The sequence below is a fragment of the Lactiplantibacillus sp. B652 genome, assembly GCF_023806745.1.
GTDB classification, from domain to species: Bacteria; Bacillota; Bacilli; order Lactobacillales; family Lactobacillaceae; genus Lactiplantibacillus; species Lactiplantibacillus pentosus.
Window position 1 is genome coordinate 102,561 of record NZ_JAMSKY010000010.1, and the last position, 18,467, is coordinate 121,027.

At 46.8% G+C, this 18,467-nt stretch carries 12 protein-coding genes and 1 pseudogene; 9 read left to right on the forward strand and 4 right to left on the reverse strand.

Annotated features, from left to right (window positions below; genetic code table 11):
* Nucleotides 1-31: 31 nt before the first annotated feature.
* Both MZO40_RS12555 and MZO40_RS12560 read right to left on the reverse strand, forming a co-directional pair.
* A pseudogene (locus tag MZO40_RS12555) lies at nucleotides 32-663 on the reverse strand (DUF421 domain-containing protein).
* Nucleotides 664-1,116, reverse strand: a complete 453-nt coding sequence (locus tag MZO40_RS12560) for a DUF3290 domain-containing protein (protein ID WP_050339138.1) — start codon at nucleotides 1,114-1,116, stop codon at nucleotides 664-666.
* Nucleotides 1,117-1,334: 218 nt separating this feature from the next.
* Between MZO40_RS12560 and MZO40_RS12565 the strand changes: the two genes are divergently transcribed.
* Nucleotides 1,335-3,062: a phospho-sugar mutase gene (locus tag MZO40_RS12565; protein WP_105961326.1), complete on the forward strand. Its 1,728-nt coding sequence runs from the start codon at nucleotides 1,335-1,337 to the stop codon at nucleotides 3,060-3,062.
* Nucleotides 3,063-3,239: 177 nt separating this feature from the next.
* Here the strand turns inward: MZO40_RS12565 and MZO40_RS12570 are convergent, their stop codons facing one another.
* A complete protein-coding gene (locus MZO40_RS12570) occupies nucleotides 3,240-3,953 on the reverse strand; it encodes an EAL domain-containing protein (RefSeq protein ID WP_105961325.1) in 714 nt (237 codons plus the stop codon).
* A 153-nt stretch (nucleotides 3,954-4,106) separates the two neighbouring features.
* Here MZO40_RS12570 and MZO40_RS12575 point away from each other — a divergent pair, with 153 nt between their 5' ends.
* The gene (locus MZO40_RS12575) at nucleotides 4,107-5,465 is read left to right on the forward strand and encodes an FAD-dependent oxidoreductase (RefSeq protein WP_105961324.1); all 1,359 of its coding nucleotides are present in this window, start codon (nucleotides 4,107-4,109) and stop codon (nucleotides 5,463-5,465) included.
* Between the two features lie 66 nt (nucleotides 5,466-5,531).
* On the opposite strand, the gene MZO40_RS12580 is transcribed toward MZO40_RS12575, so the two are convergent.
* Nucleotides 5,532-6,089, reverse strand: a complete 558-nt coding sequence (locus MZO40_RS12580; RefSeq protein ID WP_105961323.1) for a M15 family metallopeptidase — start codon at nucleotides 6,087-6,089, stop codon at nucleotides 5,532-5,534.
* A gap of 356 nt (nucleotides 6,090-6,445) precedes the next feature.
* Between MZO40_RS12580 and MZO40_RS12585 the strand changes: the two genes are divergently transcribed.
* The 7 genes from MZO40_RS12585 (at nucleotide 6,446) to argH (ending at nucleotide 18,178) form a co-directional block, all read left to right on the forward strand.
* Nucleotides 6,446-7,642 carry an MFS transporter gene (locus MZO40_RS12585; protein ID WP_209040960.1) on the forward strand — a complete coding sequence of 399 codons (1,197 nt, stop codon included), beginning with the start codon at nucleotides 6,446-6,448 and terminating at the stop codon, nucleotides 7,640-7,642.
* Nucleotides 7,643-8,835: 1,193 nt separating this feature from the next.
* Nucleotides 8,836-9,483 carry an HD domain-containing protein gene (locus tag MZO40_RS12590; RefSeq protein ID WP_050339134.1) on the forward strand — a complete coding sequence of 216 codons (648 nt, stop codon included), beginning with the start codon at nucleotides 8,836-8,838 and terminating at the stop codon, nucleotides 9,481-9,483.
* 148 nt (nucleotides 9,484-9,631) lie between these two features.
* Complete coding sequence (gene uvrB / locus MZO40_RS12595; RefSeq protein ID WP_003637855.1) at nucleotides 9,632-11,635, forward strand: excinuclease ABC subunit UvrB; 2,004 nt, start codon at nucleotides 9,632-9,634, stop codon at nucleotides 11,633-11,635.
* 37 nt (nucleotides 11,636-11,672) lie between these two features.
* The gene (gene uvrA / locus MZO40_RS12600) at nucleotides 11,673-14,528 is read left to right on the forward strand and encodes an excinuclease ABC subunit UvrA (RefSeq protein ID WP_252133312.1); all 2,856 of its coding nucleotides are present in this window, start codon (nucleotides 11,673-11,675) and stop codon (nucleotides 14,526-14,528) included.
* A gap of 61 nt (nucleotides 14,529-14,589) precedes the next feature.
* Nucleotides 14,590-15,066, forward strand: coding sequence for an S-ribosylhomocysteine lyase (locus tag MZO40_RS12605; RefSeq protein ID WP_003637857.1), 477 nt, complete (start codon nucleotides 14,590-14,592; stop codon nucleotides 15,064-15,066).
* Between the two features lie 467 nt (nucleotides 15,067-15,533).
* Nucleotides 15,534-16,775, forward strand: a complete 1,242-nt coding sequence (locus tag MZO40_RS12610) for an argininosuccinate synthase (protein WP_021337461.1) — start codon at nucleotides 15,534-15,536, stop codon at nucleotides 16,773-16,775.
* On the forward strand, nucleotides 16,775-18,178 hold the full coding sequence (gene argH / locus MZO40_RS12615; protein WP_050339130.1) for an argininosuccinate lyase: 1,404 nt from the start codon (nucleotides 16,775-16,777) through the stop codon (nucleotides 18,176-18,178). The genes MZO40_RS12610 and argH overlap by 1 nt, the downstream gene beginning before the upstream one ends.
* The last annotated feature ends 289 nt before the right edge of the window (nucleotides 18,179-18,467 follow it).

Sequence of the window (18,467 nt, forward strand, 5' to 3'; positions counted from 1 at the left end):
AGATTAGCCGCGCATTTTTTAGTCATTATCCTCAATGTTGGTAGGGGAACAGTAACAACTGTTTATTCGTATAAGTTGCGAGGTAGATCTCACTGATTTGATACCCCTGTGCCTGCAACTGTGTCAGTAGCCACGTTTCGTCGTGCTCGCTGGTTTCCAGTGCATCAGTGTTGACTTGACCGTCGACGATCAGCGGATATTTGACAGTGTCGTCACCGACTTGCGTAATCGTCAGTTGCCGTTTTGCTCCAGCACGGCGCGTTTGACGTTGCGAATATCGGTAATGCCTTCTGTTCGCAAGCGGAACGTCAAGTCGTTGGCACTCAAACCGTTTTTAAGTGCGGTACTGACTAATAGCTCACCGTTTTTGATGAGTAGCTGTGGGCGTCCATCAATCATGCGTTTGACGAAATGATTGTGATTCGTTAAGAACCGTAAGACCAGTACTAACAACGTCCAAATAAGTAAGACCAGAATATACTGCAGCACGGTGACACTGGTGCTATAAATCATACCACCGACAATTGCACCAAGGACGTAATTCTGCACTTGGTCCAATGCGCTGATTGGGGCTAAGTTACTCTTACCAGAGAGGTTGATTTGGATGATGATGGTTAATAACCCGAGTGCGAGTTTGATGGTCACATCCCAGTATGAGAACATTTACTCACCCTCCTTAACGTAATTGATTTTAGACTGAATCGGGGTCGCTTTGGTCAGGGTATAGCTATTGCCATCCGTATTGACGGTCACGTTGTAGATATGGTCCTGAACTTTGATGAGCATCCCACTGCTGACGGAGCTCGTGTTGGACCAGACGGCCGTCTTCTTAACGCCCTTTTCCTTGGCCACCCGCTGCATGATTTGGGTGACCTGTGACTTCTGATTGAAGCTGTTTTGCAAGCTCTCCCATTCATTGTATTGAATACCGACGAGTAACAATAATAAGAGAACCATGATAATGAATAAATCACGGTATTTGAGGTCCGTCTTGTGACGATACCAGAGCCAACTGAGCACGGCAATGATTAAAATTGTAATACCGATGATGCCGAGCTGAATTAGCGTATGATTGCTGTTTTGATGGACTAAGTAGTTGTATGAATAAAAAGTCATGTCGCCCTCCTTATAAGATTCATTATAGCAAGTTTTGCGACTGACTTTACAAACCGACACTTGGTTAGCACCCCTGTACAGCGCTTACATTAACGAACTAACCGCGCGAAAGTCGGGGATTAATGGATTTTCTTAGTAAATTTTACTTTGTTAAGCCTAGCAATGTTGTATACTATTTTTGTAAGCACTAACAAATATCGGAATTGGAGATGGTTTTTGTGAGTTGGCAAGATACTTATAATACCTGGAAAAACCAAGCGACACTTGAAACAAGTTTAAAACAAGAATTAACGGCGATGGCTGGTGATGATTCAGCCTTAGAAGATGCCTTTTATGAACCAATGGAATTCGGAACTGCCGGCATGCGCGGGGTCCTCGGACCTGGAATCAACCGGATGAATATTTATACTGTTCGTCAGGCAACGGAAGGGTTAGCCCGGTTCATGGATACGCTACCCGCCGATGTTAAGGAACGCGGCGTGGCGATCAGTTTTGATTCACGGCATCATTCTGAAGACTTTGCCCACGAATCCGCACGGGTCTTGGGGCAACACGGCATCAAGTCATACGTGTTTGAAAGCTTGCGGCCAACTCCAGAATTGTCCTTCACGGTACGGCATTTACACACCTATGCCGGCATTATGATCACGGCTAGCCACAATCCTAAGCAGTATAACGGCTATAAGATCTATGGTGAAGATGGTGGTCAAATGCCACCAAAGGAATCCGATTTGATTACGTCATACATCCGGAAAGTTGACGACGTGTTCGCCATTGCGGTTGCTGATGAACAACAATTATTAGCTGACAAGACTGAAACGATTATCGGTGATGACGTCGACCAAGACTACTTGGCAAAGGTCAAGGAAGTCACGATCAACCAAAAATTAGTCGATGAAGTTGGCAAAGACATGAAGCTGGTCTTCACGCCACTGCACGGGACTGGTCGGATGCTTGGTGAAAAAGCCTTGAAGAACGCTGGGTTCAAAAACTTCAGTGTCGTTAAGGAACAAGCAGTCGCTGACCCTGACTTTTCAACGGTCAAGTTCCCGAACCCTGAATTCCCAGAAGCCTTCAAGATGGCGATCGATTTAGGGAAAAAGGAAGGTGCCGATGTATTGATTGCGGTCGACCCAGATGCTGACCGGTTGGGGACAGCTGTTCGGCAACCAGATGGCGAATACGTCTTATTGACTGGGAACCAAATTGCGGCCGTCTTATTACACTACATCTTGCAAGCCAACAAGGATGCAGGGACCTTACCAAAGAACGCTGCCGCGGTCAAATCGATCGTTTCCAGCGAATTTGCGACGAAGGTTGCGGCTTCCTATGGTGTTACGATGATCAACGTCTTAACTGGATTTAAGTATATCGCTGAACAAATCGAACACTTTGAAGCCACCGGTGAACACACCTACATGTTTGGCTTTGAAGAAAGCTATGGCTATTTGATCAAGCCATTCGTCCATGACAAGGATGCCATCCAAACGACGGTCTTATTAGCCGAAGTTGCCGCTTACTACAAGCAACAAGGTAAGAACCTCTATGACGGGCTTCAAGACCTATTTAAGGAATATGGCTACTTCCGTGAACAGACGACTTCTGAAGAATTTGACGGTGTCGGTGGTAGTGACAAGATTGCAGCCTTAATGACCAAGTTCCGTAGCGAAGCCCCAACGGACTTTGCTGGTTACGCGGTTCAAGGGACGGAAGACTTCCAGAGCCAAACGGAAAGCTTTGCGGATGGTCACACGGCCCCAATCGATTTACCACAAGCCAACGTGTTGAAATATCACTTAGAAGACGGCACTTGGATCGCCATTCGGCCTTCTGGGACGGAACCTAAGATCAAGTTCTACATTGGTACCTTGGGCAGCACTCTCGATGAAGCCAATGATAAATTAGCTAAGTTTGAAGCTGCAATTCAAGCGTTTATCAAAGAATAACGATTAGTCTGCGCAGGCTACCTGCCTGACTTTAATTAGAGACATCAAAATAACACCCGCTAGTTTCAGTAACTTGCTGAGACTAACGGGTGTTATTTTGGATTCGATAATAGCAATCGTTGGAAATCCAGTAAAAAAACTGGATGACTGACGCAGCTATTTGTGTGGTGGTGACGATTAAGCTTGAGCGGATGGTAATTCAAAGTTGATGGGATCGCCAGGGAGCCGTAATAATTGCGGCTTGCCATAGTAGTAGCCTTGTCGTAAATTAATGTCAAAATGACTACTTAGGCGGTCGTCATCCTCGTCTTCGATGCCTTCGAGAATTAAACGCAACCCATATTCACTACTGATGGCACGCCAGAAATGTAACTTCTGTTGGATTTTGGGGTCCTTCATATCGCTGCGGAAATTCTGCAAGGCAAACTTTAATTCGGAAGCTAATGGCAGAATCTCCTGAATGCTCTTGAAATCATTGATCCCGGTGCCCACGTCGTCTAGTGAAAGTTGCATACCATGTTCAATGAACCCCCGTAAGTGCGGGATCAACTGCGTATCTGGGTACTGCTTAGGCCCGCGTTCCTCAGTCAATTCGACCACGAGTTTGGCAGGGTAGAGCTGGACTTGACTCTGAATAATGGCTTTAGCGACCGTGGTGTCCATCAGTTGTTCACGACTGATGTTGACCGCACAGTAGCGGACCTTGAGTGCCAGAATCTTCGTCGTGGCAATCAATAAGTCTGAGGTCGTCTTGGAACTAATGGCCGCAAAGGACTCTGGTAGGCGCCAACCATATGGCGTCAGCTGTTTAATGAGCAGTTCATAACCATAGACGGTATTATTCAATAAGTTTAATTGGGGTTGTACGAAGTAGCGGTAAATTGGTTCCATAAGTTCCATCGCCTTTTATAGTAAGTTTTAAGTCATTGAATCGTTTTAAAAATAACCAAATCGCTGTATACTCTAAGTATACGTCAACCTAAATGAATGTTTAACCATTCTGTGGTTTAATTTTAATATTTTATGAAAGCTGTGGTCGAATCAATGAAAGTTGCTATTATCGGCTGTACACATGCGGGGATTGCCGCCATGCGGCAAATTTTGAAATACTATCCAGGCACTGAAATTACCGTGTATGAGCGGCACGCGACGATTTCGTATATGTCCTGTGGTACTTATCTACACTTAGGGGGAACCATCAAGGATTTGGATCAAGCACTATACGCTAATCCTGATGAGTTCAGTAAGCAAGGCGTCCAAATGCGGATGCAACATGATGTGATCAAGGTTGATGCGACGAAACACACCATTTTGGCCCAAAATCTACAAACCAAGACGATGGAAACTGACCACTATGACAAATTGGTTATGGCGACCGGATCACTGACCGCGATTCCGGCAATTCCTGGTGTTGAGAACCCGAAAGTGATGCTGTGCAAGACTTGTGAACAGGCTCAGCAACTTTATGAGGCTGCTCAGCATGCCAAACAAATTGCCATTGTGGGTGGCGGCTATGCCGGTGTGGAGCTTGCTGAGGGCTATATCAAGTCTGGACACGCCGTCACCTTATATCAACGAGGGCCACAGCTCATCGATGAATACTTGGATGCCAAACTGGCGAACAAGGTCGAGACCTTATTGACGAGTCACGGCATTGATGTGCGCACCAATGCCCAAGTCACTGGGTTTCAAGATACGCCTGACAATCGCTTGCAAGTGACGACGGCCGATTCTGAAACTATCTATGATATGGCCGTCATTTGTCCCGGAGTCATTCCGCAATCAGAATTGCTGGCCGGGCAGGTCAACCGCACGAAGCAGGGTGCCATCGTGACGGACCGCTACATGGGGACTTCGAATCCTGACATTTTTGCGGCCGGTGATGTAACGGAGGTCAAATTTAACCCCACCAAAGATCACGCCTATATGCCATTAGTTTCGCACGCGATTCGTCAAGGCGCCTTAGCGGGGATCAATATTTTTGACAAACGGCTCGGTTCGATTGGCACACAGGCGACGACCGGCATGTTGATTTTTGGGCAGACGATTGCTTGCACCGGGATGACGCTCACGGCAGCCAAAGCCGCCCATTTTGAAGCCAAGACGGCCGTTTATGAAGGCAATTATCGACCAGACTTCATGCCAACGACTGCCAAAATCACCATCGAATTGGTGTATGATCAGCAAACCCGTAAAGTACTAGGCGGCCAATTGATGAGTGCCCACGAAGTCTCGCAATCAGCCAACACGTTGTCAGTGATTATTCATAACGGTAACACGATTGATGAGCTGGCCTTTATGGATATGCTCTTCTCACCGAATTTCGATGAACCGTTCAATTATCTGAACTTGGCAGCTCAGGCCGCAGTCGACCAGGAACATGGGTATCGACGGAATAATTAAGACCATCTTGATTTAGATGATCGTATTTAAAAAAGTTCACGTCGCGTTGACGTGAACTTTTTGTGGTTAAGCATAATCGTTGGGGTCGGCTGCTAAGGGCTGGTACGCGTCCATGTCTGCGTCCCGATAGTCCCACCATTCGTTAACGTAGCCGACAAAGCCAGCGGCGCGCATCGCTTCATCTAAACGTTGATAATACTTGTCTTGTTCAGCCGTCCGTGGTGCATCACGGTGTGCGCGAGCGGTAAAATCATCAAAGGGCGTTGGCATCGGTAGGTCACTGCCGTCTGCGTTGACTAGGGTCAAATCGAGCGTGACGCCTTTTTGATGGCTAAAATTCGGATTTGGGCGCGCAACGAATTCGGGGTCAGGGTAGACTTCAAACAAACGTTTTTGCGCACTAACGGGGCGGTAGGCATCCCAGATTTTGAGCCGGTAACCTTCCTGTTTGACGATGGCACTGGCCTGCGCGAGTTTGTGAGCAGTGCCAGTCCGAACGATTGCCGTCGTAAAGTCGTAAATAACTTGATGCGTGAAATTGTCAGTGGTGGCGTAGCGTAGGTCAACAAGGATATCGGGGTCTAAACGTTGGACATTGGTAAAACCGGTAAGTGCTTGCTCCATGGTGTGGCCTCCTCATATAAGTTACCGTTATTGTAGCTGATTTCGCTGCTTTTTACTGGAAAAAGGATTGTCGGTTTGACCACAAACTTTTAACTAGCTTTCGACAGGGCGCCCTGATAAGATGTAAAGCGGTGTGTATTTATGATTATTTTTGTATAACGTAATTTGACATCGTTATGAAGCAACCTTAAAAGCAGTCAGTTGTACTTAGCTGAGGACCGCTCGAAGCCGAACAAACTAGCGGCCATAGTGGTCGACGTGCATACGCTAGTTGCCAGTTGAAACGGCACGTATCCAGGCGAATTAACAACAATTCAAACGATGCCAGCGATAATTAACAGAAGAGGTGAGGGCATATCGATCGACAAACACGACGAGCCATCTTAATTTTAGTATTTAGTGAATTTTTAGTCTGCTTAGGGATTAGTTTAGTGATTCCAGTGATGCCGTTTATTAAAAACGAGCTGCATTTAACCGCAACGGATATGGGGATCATGAACGCGTTATTTGCGTTGGCACAGTTTGTGGCTTCGCCGATTATCGGGCGGGTGTCTGATAAACTCGGTCGTAAGCCGGTTCTGGCCACGGGACTCTTCCTATACATGGTGTCAGAAGTGTTGTTTGCGTTAACCAATCAACTGTGGGTGTTCAACATTTCGCGGATCGTCGGTGGCCTGTCAGCTGCGATGGTCGTACCGACCGCAATGGCGCTTGCTTCAGATATCACGACCAAACGGCAACGGGCCCGCGTGATTGGCTGGCTGTCAGCGGCGTTCAGTGGTGGCTTGATACTAGGCCCTGGGATTGGTGGTATTTTGGCGGGAATCAGTTACAAGACCCCGTTTTGGGTTGCGGGTGCGCTAGGCTTATTAAGCGCGATTGTGCTGATCATTCTATTGCCAGCTGACCGGCAAATCGACCCAGACCGTGAGGCCAAATCGGCTGCCGCAACGCCTGAACATCATCCGATGACGCGGGCGTTCTGGACGGTGCCAATTATTATTTTGTTCACGATGATTTTAGTCTCATCCTTTGGTCTGCAAGGGTTTGAAAGTATCTATAGTATCTACGTCAACGAAGTCTTTCACTTTAGTCTGAGCAACATTGCGTTAGTGCTGACGCTAAACGGGCTGATTTCGTTGTTCCTGCAAGTCGCACTTTTCGACACGTTCGTGCAGCGCTGGGGCGAACGGCGCGTCATCCGGGTATGTTTTGCAGCCGCGGCGATTTGCACGATTTGGATCACTCAAGCCCATTCCAAACTCGCGGTGATGATTGCCACACTCGTCATCTTCTCAGCCTTCGACTTGCTACGGCCCGCCATAACGACGCTGCTGACGAAAGCTAGTGAAACGAATCAGGGCCTGATCAACGGACTGAACATGTCTTTGACGAGTGTTGGTAACGTGGTAGGACCAATCATGTCTGGAATGCTATTAGATATGAATTACCACTATCCATACCTAGTCGTTGCGGGATTCTTGATTGTGTCTTATCTGATGGCCTTCATGTTGCGCTTACCAGGACAGGTGCAGTCCCATCAGCACGTCTAGAACTCGAATTTGTCATGAATTATGATTAACACGTGCTATTTTTTAAGTTCAAGAACCGCCAGCTGAGACCCGCTGGAAACAGTGCGAATTTACGTAAAACTGCTGTTGTGGCGACGTCCTATACCGGCTTCCAGGCATTCTGGGCAATGGCCGTGACGTGGTGGACACAGATTTAAGCCGACAGCCCACGTCTTAAATACTGGTCTTTCACGTGCCTGCGATATGGACGAAACGTGTTCGGGTCAGACTGGGACTTCCGGTTAGCTACGCCAGAACGCCAAGCGGAAATGCGCCGCTTAACGCTCTAGCTAGGCTAATCCTCAGTCCCAACCCGTCTGAACCTCACACTCTGAAAACACTGGGCCTTGCCCAGAATACCTTCCAGCCGGGATGGTATTCGAAAGGCAGACATATGTGGACCCAACTTTTTGTTGAATTGGTCGTTGGTTCATTGGTCCACGAGAATTTTGATATTGAACCGTCAGACTGTTTTCTAACAATCACTAACCTTTCTTACTCATGTTTTAAGGTCTCTGACAAGCGACTTTACTGAACTTGCCAGAATTTTATCTAGTCGTCTGAGATAGCAAAATCTTGAATTATAAGCGAAGGTCGTTTTATCGACTAAATGCAAGACTAGTGTCCGTTGATATTAGTGAATTATATTCAGTAATCTTCTCAGTACTCAAATGTCATAAAGCATCAGCGATACCAATTCAAAGCTTGCTTGAAGGACAAGGCCCTAACATTCAGTGGTCAATTGCACCAAGTTAGGTGGCCGTTCATCCGCCATTCGAGCGGGTTCCCGACTGGAGGGGCTGGCGGACAATGCTCAAGGGCGAAATTCTTCTTGTCCGGGCGGGTTTCCCGGGCTAGAAGAAGACTCGTATTTGAAATTGCGCAGTGGGTTTCTGCGTGAGTTCAAATCGATGTCCGCCCTGTTCCAGCGTTGTCAGCCAGCCCTGGAAGTCGGATTAGGAAGCGCATTGGCTGACGAACAGGACGCCAACTTGGCACGTTTTAATCATTTTTAATGCTAAATAATAATTAACACGCGTGCTCTCTCCCAAAAATGTGTGATAAATAGATTTTAAGAATCGTTACAATAATCCTGATCAAAAGCGCCCCAAATTTGCGTCACTGGGGCGCTTTTGGTACACTTAGGCCAAATTAGATTAAGGATGGTGGCTGCAATGGGAATGCATCAATATTTTCAAAGTTTGAGTAATTTAGAAACGATTCAACGCGCGCCGGGCTTCTTTAAGTATCAAAATCATTCAGTTGCGGCCCATTCGTTTAAGGTGGCGGAAGTGGCCCAGTTTTTAGGCGATGTGGAAGAAAATGCGGGTCAAACGGTGGACTGGCGGGCTTTATACGAGAAGGCCCTTAATCACGATTATAATGAGCGTTTTATCGGCGATATTAAGACGCCGGTCAAGTATGCGACGCCAACGTTACGGTCGATGCTCGCAGATGTGGAGCACAAGCTTTCCCAGAACTTTGTTCAAAATGAAATCCCGGCTGAATTTCAGGCGGCCTATTCGCGGCGTTTGTCCGAGGGTAAAGACGAGACCTTGGAAGGCCAGATTCTGTCAGTGGCCGATAAAATCGACTTACTATATGAATCATTTGGTGAGATTCAAAAAGGTAATCCAGAGCCAGTGTTCACCGATATTTATCAAGAAAGTTTAAAAACAATTGTGGCGTTTAAAAAAATGACCAGTGTTCAATATTTCTTAAAAGCAGTCCTACCGGAGATGTTAGCGGAACCGTTCACGCATCAGGACCAGTTACAGGCATTGACGACGCAAATATTAACGGCCACCACGCAATCCGATTAATGGCGAAAGTATGTTCGATGTGCTAAAATTAAATGCGATTTGAATCTGATAGGGAAGCGCGGGCTTGCCTATTTTTTATGGTGGGACGGCAAGTTATCGTTATCAACAAATGAACTGAACGGGCAACCGTTTCAAAGGAGGACTACGTTTGATTGATCGGGTAAATAATAATCATTTTGACTTGGTTTCAGATTACCAACCAACTGGGGACCAACCCCAAGCGATTAAGCAATTGACGGCTGGAATTGAGTCCGGTGAGAAAGAACAGATTTTGTTAGGGGCCACCGGGACCGGGAAGACGTTTACGATTTCCAACGTGATTGCACAAGTGAACAAGCCGACCTTGATTTTGTCACACAACAAAACGTTGGCGGGACAACTTTACGGCGAATTTAAAAAGTTTTTCCCGAATAATGCGGTGGAATATTTTGTCAGTTATTACGATTATTATCAACCGGAAGCGTACGTGCCTTCGAGTGATACTTATATCGAAAAGGATTCCGCAATCAATGATGAAATCGATAAGCTGCGACATTCTGCCACGAGTTCATTATTAGAACGTAATGATGTCATTGTCGTGGCGTCGGTTTCCAGTATTTTTGGTTTAGGGGATCCGCATGAGTACCAAGACCACGTCGTTTCACTGCGGGTCGGTATGGAAATCGACCGCAATGACTTGTTACGGAAGTTGGTCGATATTCAGTTCGACCGCAACGACATTGATTTTCAACGGGGCCGTTTTCGGGTGCACGGGGACGTTGTCGAAATCTTCCCAGCGTCACGTGATGACCACGCCTTACGTGTCGAGTTTTTCGGTGATGAGATCGACCGGATTCGCGAAATCGATGCATTGACTGGTGAAGTGGTTGGGGACCGCGAACACGTGGCCATTTTCCCAGCGACCCACTTTATGACCAACGATGATATTATGGAACACGCCATTAAAGGCATTGAAGAAGAACTGGACAGCCGGTTGAAAGAATTGACTGCGGACGGTAAGTTATTGGAAGCGCAACGTCTGAAGCAACGGACGACTTACGATATTGAAATGCTCAAAGAAATGGGCTATACGAGTGGTATCGAAAACTACTCACGGTTCATGGACGGCCGTAAACCGGGCGAACCGCCATATACGTTGCTGGACTTTTTCCCGAAGGACTTTCTACTAGTTGTCGATGAATCTCACGTGACGATGCCGCAAGTACGCGGCATGTATAATGGTGACCGTGCTCGTAAACAGATGCTAGTAGATTACGGTTTCCGGCTGCCAAGTGCGCTGGATAACCGGCCATTGAAGCTCGAAGAAGTCGAACAACACATCAACCAGGTCGTTTACATGTCTGCGACGCCAGGGCCTTATGAAATGGGCCGGACGAAGCACATTGCACAACAAATTATTCGACCGACTGGCTTGTTGGATCCAACCATTGAAGTTCGGCCAATCATGGGCCAAATCGATGACTTAGTTGGCGAGATCAATAAGCGGATCGAGCTGAATGAACGGGTCTTCATTACGACGTTGACCAAGAAGATGGCCGAAGATTTGACCGACTACTTCAAAGACTTAGGAATCAAAGTGCGGTATTTGCACAGTGATATCAAGACGCTGGAACGGACCCAAATCATTCGTGATTTACGATTGGGCAAGTTTGACGTGCTCGTCGGGATCAACCTGTTGCGGGAAGGTATCGACGTGCCAGAAGTCTCATTAGTTGCCATTTTGGATGCTGATAAGGAAGGCTTCCTGCGTAATGAACGGTCATTGATCCAAACGATTGGACGGGCGGCCCGGAACGAACACGGGGCAGTCATCATGTATGCGGATACGACAACCGATTCGATGCAAGCGGCCATTGATGAAACCGCGCGGCGTCGGACGATTCAAATGAAGTATAATGAGGACCATCATATTACACCACATACCATTCAAAAGGCCATTCCAGATTTGATTGCGTCTACCAAAAAATCTGAGGATACTGGTGAAAAGGATGACTTCTTGGAAACTGACTTTGATGATATGACGCACGAACAACAATTAGATATGATTGCAAAACTTGAGGAACAAATGAAGACTGCCGCGAAGAAGCTTGATTTCGAACAAGCTGCTACTTTGCGGGATACGGTCATGGAATTGAAAGCACAAATCAGCTAGCTTTGGCTGGTGATGGTTAGATTGAGGAGGCCTTTTTTTGGCAAATGATAAGATTGTCATTCACGGTGCGCGTGCCCATAACTTAAAGGACATTGACGTCACCATTCCCCGCGACAAACTCGTGGTCATTACCGGGTTATCAGGTTCGGGTAAGAGTTCTTTGGCGTTTGATACCTTGTATGCGGAAGGACAACGGCGCTACGTTGAAAGTTTGTCCGCGTACGCTCGCCAATTTTTAGGACAAATGCAAAAACCAGACGTGGATTCGATTGATGGGCTGAGTCCAGCCATTTCGATCGACCAAAAAACGACGTCCAAGAACCCGCGGTCAACGGTCGGGACGGTCACTGAAATCAATGACTACTTGCGGCTATTGTGGGCCCGGGTCGGGGAACCAATCTGTCCAAACGATGGCACGCCAATCGCTAGCCAAACGATTGAACAGATGGTTGACCGGATACAGAAGCTACCTGAACGGACTAAGCTCCAGATTCTGTCACCAATCGTTCGTCAAAAGAAGGGCGAACACAAAAAGATCTTTGAAAAGATCAAGCGTGAAGGCTTCGTCCGCGTCCGCGTAGATGGCGAGATTCATGACATCAGTGAGACGTTTGACTTGAACAAGAATCAACAGCACACGATTGAAATCGTAATCGACCGGATCGTTGTGAAACCAGGGGACCGCTCACGGTTATTCGATTCATTTGAAGCGGCTTTACGTTTGAGTGGCGGCTACGCGATCGCCGACGTGATTGGCGGCGACCCAATTATGTTCTCAGAACATTATGCCTGCCCAATCTGTGGCTTTACGGTCGGTGAACTCGAACCACGGTTGTTCTCCTTCAACGCGCCACAAGGGGCTTGCCCGGACTGTGAAGGACTGGGGATCAAGCTGGAAGTTGACGAAGACTTAGTTGTCCCTGACCGCCAATTAACGTTGGCCGAGGGTGCGCTGGCGCCTTGGAATCCAATCAGTTCACAGTATTATCCTGAATTATTAAAGCAAGCTTGTGAACAATTGGGGATTCCGATGGACGTGCCGTTTGAAAATCTTTCCAAAGCAGACCAACAGACTGTTTTGTACGGTTCTAATGGTAAAACGTTCCATTTCCACTATCAAAACGATTTCGGTGGCGTTCGCGATGTTGATGCTGTCTTCGAAGGGGTCATTAACAACGTTGACCGGCGTTATCACGAAACTAATAGTGATTTCACCCGCGATGTGATGCGCAAGTACATGACCGAATTGACTTGTCAGACTTGTCATGGTTTCCGTTTGAACCGCAAAGCACTGGCCGTTAAGGTGGGTGGCGAACACATTGGAGCCGTCTCAGACCTCGCAATTGGCAAGGAATTAGACTTCTTCAATGACTTGAAATTATCAGAACAGAGTTTGGTGATTGCCCAACCGATTTTGAAGGAAATTCGTGACCGGCTTTCCTTCTTACAAAACGTTGGGTTGGCCTACTTGACGCTCAGTCGTTCAGCGCGGACCTTATCCGGTGGGGAAGCGCAACGGATTCGCCTAGCCACTCAGATTGGATCGAATTTATCAGGGGTCTTATACATCTTGGATGAACCATCGATTGGGCTGCATCAGCGTGATAACGACCGTTTGATTGGCTCACTTAAGAAGATGCGAGACTTAGGCAACACGTTGATCGTGGTCGAACATGATGAAGATACTATGCGGGCCGCGGATTATATCGTTGATATTGGTCCGGGTGCTGGTGAAAATGGTGGCGAAGTCATGGCGGCCGGGACACCGAAGCAAGTCGCGCGTTCACGTAAGTCACTGACTGGACAGTATTTGTCTGGCAAACGGTTCATTCCGCTACCTGAGACGCGGCGTCCGGGCAATGGTAAGAAGATTCGAATTACCGGTGCGGCTGAAAACAACTTGAAAAATATCACCGTTGATTTTCCACTGGGTGAATTTGTGGTCGTCACGGGGGTTTCTGGTTCCGGTAAGTCGACGCTTGTGAATGACGTCTTGAAACGGGTCTTAGCTCAGAAGTTGAATCGAAATTCTGAAAAACCCGGGAAGTACAAGAGTGTCAGTGGCATCAAAAATATTGAGCGCTTGGTCAATATTGACCAAAGCCCCATTGGCCGGACACCACGTAGTAATCCCGCCACTTATACGGGCGTCTTTGATAACATCCGCGACTTGTTTGCGCAGACCAATGAAGCCAAATTGCGGGGCTACAAGAAGGGCCGCTTCAGTTTCAATACGAAGGGTGGCCGTTGTGAAGCCTGCCACGGTGATGGGATCTTGAAGATCGAAATGAACTTCTTGCCCGACGTGTTCGTACCTTGTGAAGTTTGCCATGGTAAGCAGTACAATTCAGAAACCTTGGAAGTAGAATATAAAGGCAAAAACATTGCGGATGTCTTACAGATGACGGCATCTGAAGCAGTTAAGTTCTTTGAACCAATTCCTAAGATTCGTCGTAAACTCCAGACATTAGTTGATGTTGGCTTGGGCTACGTCAAGTTAGGTCAGCCAGCAACGACGCTTTCTGGTGGTGAAGCCCAACGGATGAAGTTGGCTTCTGAACTGCACAAGCAACAGTCCGGTAAGAACTTCTATATCTTGGATGAACCGACGACCGGGTTACACAGCGAAGATATTCGCCGTTTGATTGGCGTTCTGGATCGCTTAGTGGATGCCGGTAATACGGTCCTCATCATCGAACATAATCTGGACGTGGTGAAGTCCGCAGACTACTTGATCGACCTGGGTCCAGAAGGTGGCGATGGTGGTGGCACGATTGTTGCGACTGGCACCCCAGAACAAGTGGCTGAAGTGGCCGAAAGCTATACTGGTCAATACTTGAAGCCCGTTTTAAAGCGCGATCGTGAACGGCAGGGAACGATGACTGCCAAATAGGCAACATTGTGCTACACTTGAGTTTGTAATGTGATTTTAATTTAGAGGAGTTGTTGAATACATGGCTAAAGTAGAAAGTTTTACATTAGATCATACCAAAGTTTTAGCACCTTACGTTCGTAAAATTACGGTGGAAAATGGGCCTAAGGGCGACGCCATCACTAATTTTGACTTACGGTTAGTTCAACCTAACAAGGCGGCCATCGATACGGCTGGTTTGCATACGATCGAACACATGTTAGCAGGGTTATTGCGTGACCGGATGGACGGCGTCATTGACTGCTCACCATTTGGTTGCCGGACTGGTTTCCATTTGATTACATGGGGCGAACACGATACGGTCGAAGTTGCTAAGGCATTGAAGTCCTCATTAGAATTCATTGCTGGCCCAGCTAAGTGGGAAGATGTTCAAGGAACGACCATTGATAGCTGTGGGAATTACAAGGATCATTCCTTATTCTCCGCTAAAGAATGGGCAAAATTAATTCTTTCACAAGGTATTTCATCCGACCCATTTGTACGTAAGGTCGTTGAATAAGCGATAATCATATCACCGGTTATTGTGAAGATGACTAGGACTACTAAAGACGCCAACTTTCTGAACATAGAAGGTTGGCGTCTTTTTTGGTTGCTTAAAACCTTAAAGCTTAATGAGTTCGATTACTTCGGATAGTGGGCGGTTTCAAGTTCATCGAATCTGACCGGGTACAGTGGAACCGAAAACGAAGCTGCGCGAACGCTGGTATGACGGGGATCAATTAGAAGTCTTGACGTCACAGCGGAACATTACTGAATTCGATGATTGAAGCCGTTAAGGGACGGATGACCGGCTGAAACTAATAAAAAATATACTAAAATAACTGAATAAATGTATAAAAATCCACAAATTAAATGAATATCACCGAAATAAAGAATATTTTACAAAAATTATTGCATAAAATGAAATGAGGTGGTACGATACTGTCATTGAGAAATACAAAGATAAAATTTCGGAGGTACAAATCAATGGTCAAACAAAATGATAAAATTATTCTCGCTTATTCCGGTGGTTTAGATACGTCAGTTGCAATTAGTTGGTTAAAGGACAAGGGCTACGACGTGGTTGCTTGTGGTATCGATGTTGGTGAAGGTAAAGATATGGATGCCATCAAGGAAAAAGCCTTGAAGCTCGGTGCCGTTTCCTCATACATGATTGATGCCAAGCAAGAATTCGCTGAAGAATACGCTTTGATTGCGTTACAAGGTCATACCTTATACGAAGGCGAATACCCATTAGTTTCAGCGTTATCACGTCCGTTAATTGCCAAGAAGTTAGTCACTTTGGCCAAACAAGAACACGCCGTTGCGATTGCCCATGGCTGTACCGGTAAAGGGAACGATCAAGTTCGGTTTGAAGTCGCAATTCACGCTTTGGCCCCAGATATTAAGATTGAAGCCCCAGTTCGTGACTGGCACTGGTCACGTGAAGAAGAAATTGATTACGCTAAGGAACATAACATTCCAGTGCCAATCAACCTCGACAGCCCATACTCCATCGACGAAAACTTATGGGGCCGGGCCAATGAATGTGGGATTTTGGAAGACCCATGGCAAGCTGCTCCAGCCGACGCGTTTGACCGGACGAACGGCTTAGCTGACACACCTGACACGCCAACGACCCTTGAAATTACTTTCGAAGCTGGTGTTCCGGTTGCTTTAGATGGCGAATCCATGAACTTAGCCGACTTAATCATTAAGTTGGACAAAATTGCCGGCGAACACGGTATCGGTCGGATCGACCATATCGAAAACCGGTTGGTCGGAATCAAATCTCGTGAAGTCTATGAAGCACCCGCAGCAACTGTGCTATTAAAGGCACACAAAGATTTGGAAGACTTGACGTTTGAACGGGAATTAGCGCACTTCAAGCCAATCATTGAACAAAAATTAGCCGATACGATTTATAACGGCTTATGGTTCTCACCATTAATGGAAGCCATGGTTGCTTTCTTAAAGCAGACTCAACAAGTTGTTAACGGGGTGGTCCGGGTTCAACTCTTCAAGGGTAACGTCATTACGGAAGGTCGGAAGTCACCAAACTCCTTGTATGACACGAACCTCGCTACTTACACGTCAGCAGACTCATTCGACCAACAAGCGGCAGTTGGTTTCATCAAACTTTGGGGCTTACCAACCCAAGTTAATGCGCAGGTCCAAGCTAAGGCTCAAGCTGAAGCCAAGGCCAAAGCAGACAAGGCGCACGCCTAATGAGCACCAAAAAGTTATGGGGTGGCCGTTTCACTGAAACGGGTGCTAAGTACGTTGATGATTTTGGCGCATCCATCAGCTTTGACCAGTTGCTTGCCGCAGAAGATATTGCTGGTTCCTTAGCACACGTGAAAATGTTGAAAAAAACGGGCATCCTACCAGCCGAAGACGTGGACAAAATCGTTGCTGGCCTGGAAACGTTAGCGGCTCGCCAAAAAGCGGGTGAGTTGGAATTCTCAACGGTCAATGAAGATATTCATATGAATATTGAATCCTTATTGACTGAAGAAATCGGACCAGTTGCCGGTAAACTGCATACGGCCCGCTCGCGGAACGACCAAGTCGCAACCGATTTTCATCTCTATTTGAAGCATCAATTGCCACTGATTTTAGACCGGCTACACGAGCTTGAAACCGTGTTAGTTGATAAAGCTAGTGAAAATGTGGAAACGGTGATGCCGGGGTATACGCATTTGCAACACGCCCAACCAATTTCATACGCGCACTACTTATTGGCTTACTACCAGATGTTCAAACGTGATATGGAACGCTTTGAATTCAACATGCAACACACTGATATTTCACCATTGGGAGCGGCAGCCTTAGCCGGCACGACCTTCCCGATCGACCGTGAATATAGTGCTAAACTATTAGGGTTTAGTGACGTTTATCATAATAGTTTAGATGCTGTTTCTGACCGGGACTTCGTGTTGGAATTCCTCAGTAACGCGTCAATTCTGATGATGCACTTGTCACGGTTCTGTGAAGAAATCGTCAGCTGGAGCAGTTATGAATTCAAGTATATTAGCTTGAGTGACCAATTCTCGACGGGTAGTTCAATTATGCCGCAGAAGAAGAATCCAGATATGGCTGAGTTGATTCGGGGCAAATCTGGCCGGGTCTACGGTAACTTGATGGGCTTGTTGACAGTCATGAAGGGCATTCCGTTGGCTTACAATAAGGACCTTCAAGAAGATAAGGAAGGCGCCTTTGATACGGTGACCACCGTCTTGACTAGTTTGCACGTCTTTACTGGCATGCTGGCAACGCTCACGGTTAATGAAGATCGGATGGCAGAAGCCACCACCAACGATTTCTCAAACGCTACCGAATTAGCAGATTATTTGGCGAACAAGGGGATTCCATTCCGCGAAGCCCACGCGATCGTCGGTAAGCTTGTTTTGGACGGCTTGAAAAAACAGCGGCCATTACAAGATATTCCATTAAGTGAATATCAGCAGATTTCACCACTGATTCAAGAAGACGTTTATCATGATTTGGATGCCAAGGTTGCCGTGCAACGGCGGCATTCACTCGGTGGTACCGGCTTTGACCAAATCAAACAAGAGTTGCAACGGGCACAAGCGCAACTCGCCACCTACCAGTCTTCAACGACTGACTAAATATTGTTATCAATTTGACCATTGATAGTTTTCGAATCGACCGCCAAGTGTGTATGCACTTGGCGGTCGTTTTCTTGATGGAAATTTTGAAGACGAAACAGACTTTAGGTTCGTTCAAAAGCAGCCAGCTGAGGGACGCTGGAAACAAGGCGAATTAGCGTAAAACTGTCGTGTTGTTCGTCCTACACCGGCTTCCAGGCATTTCTGACAACGCTGGAACGCGATGGACACAGATTTAAGCCGACAACCTACGTCTTAAATACTGGTCTTTCACGTTCTATGCAATATT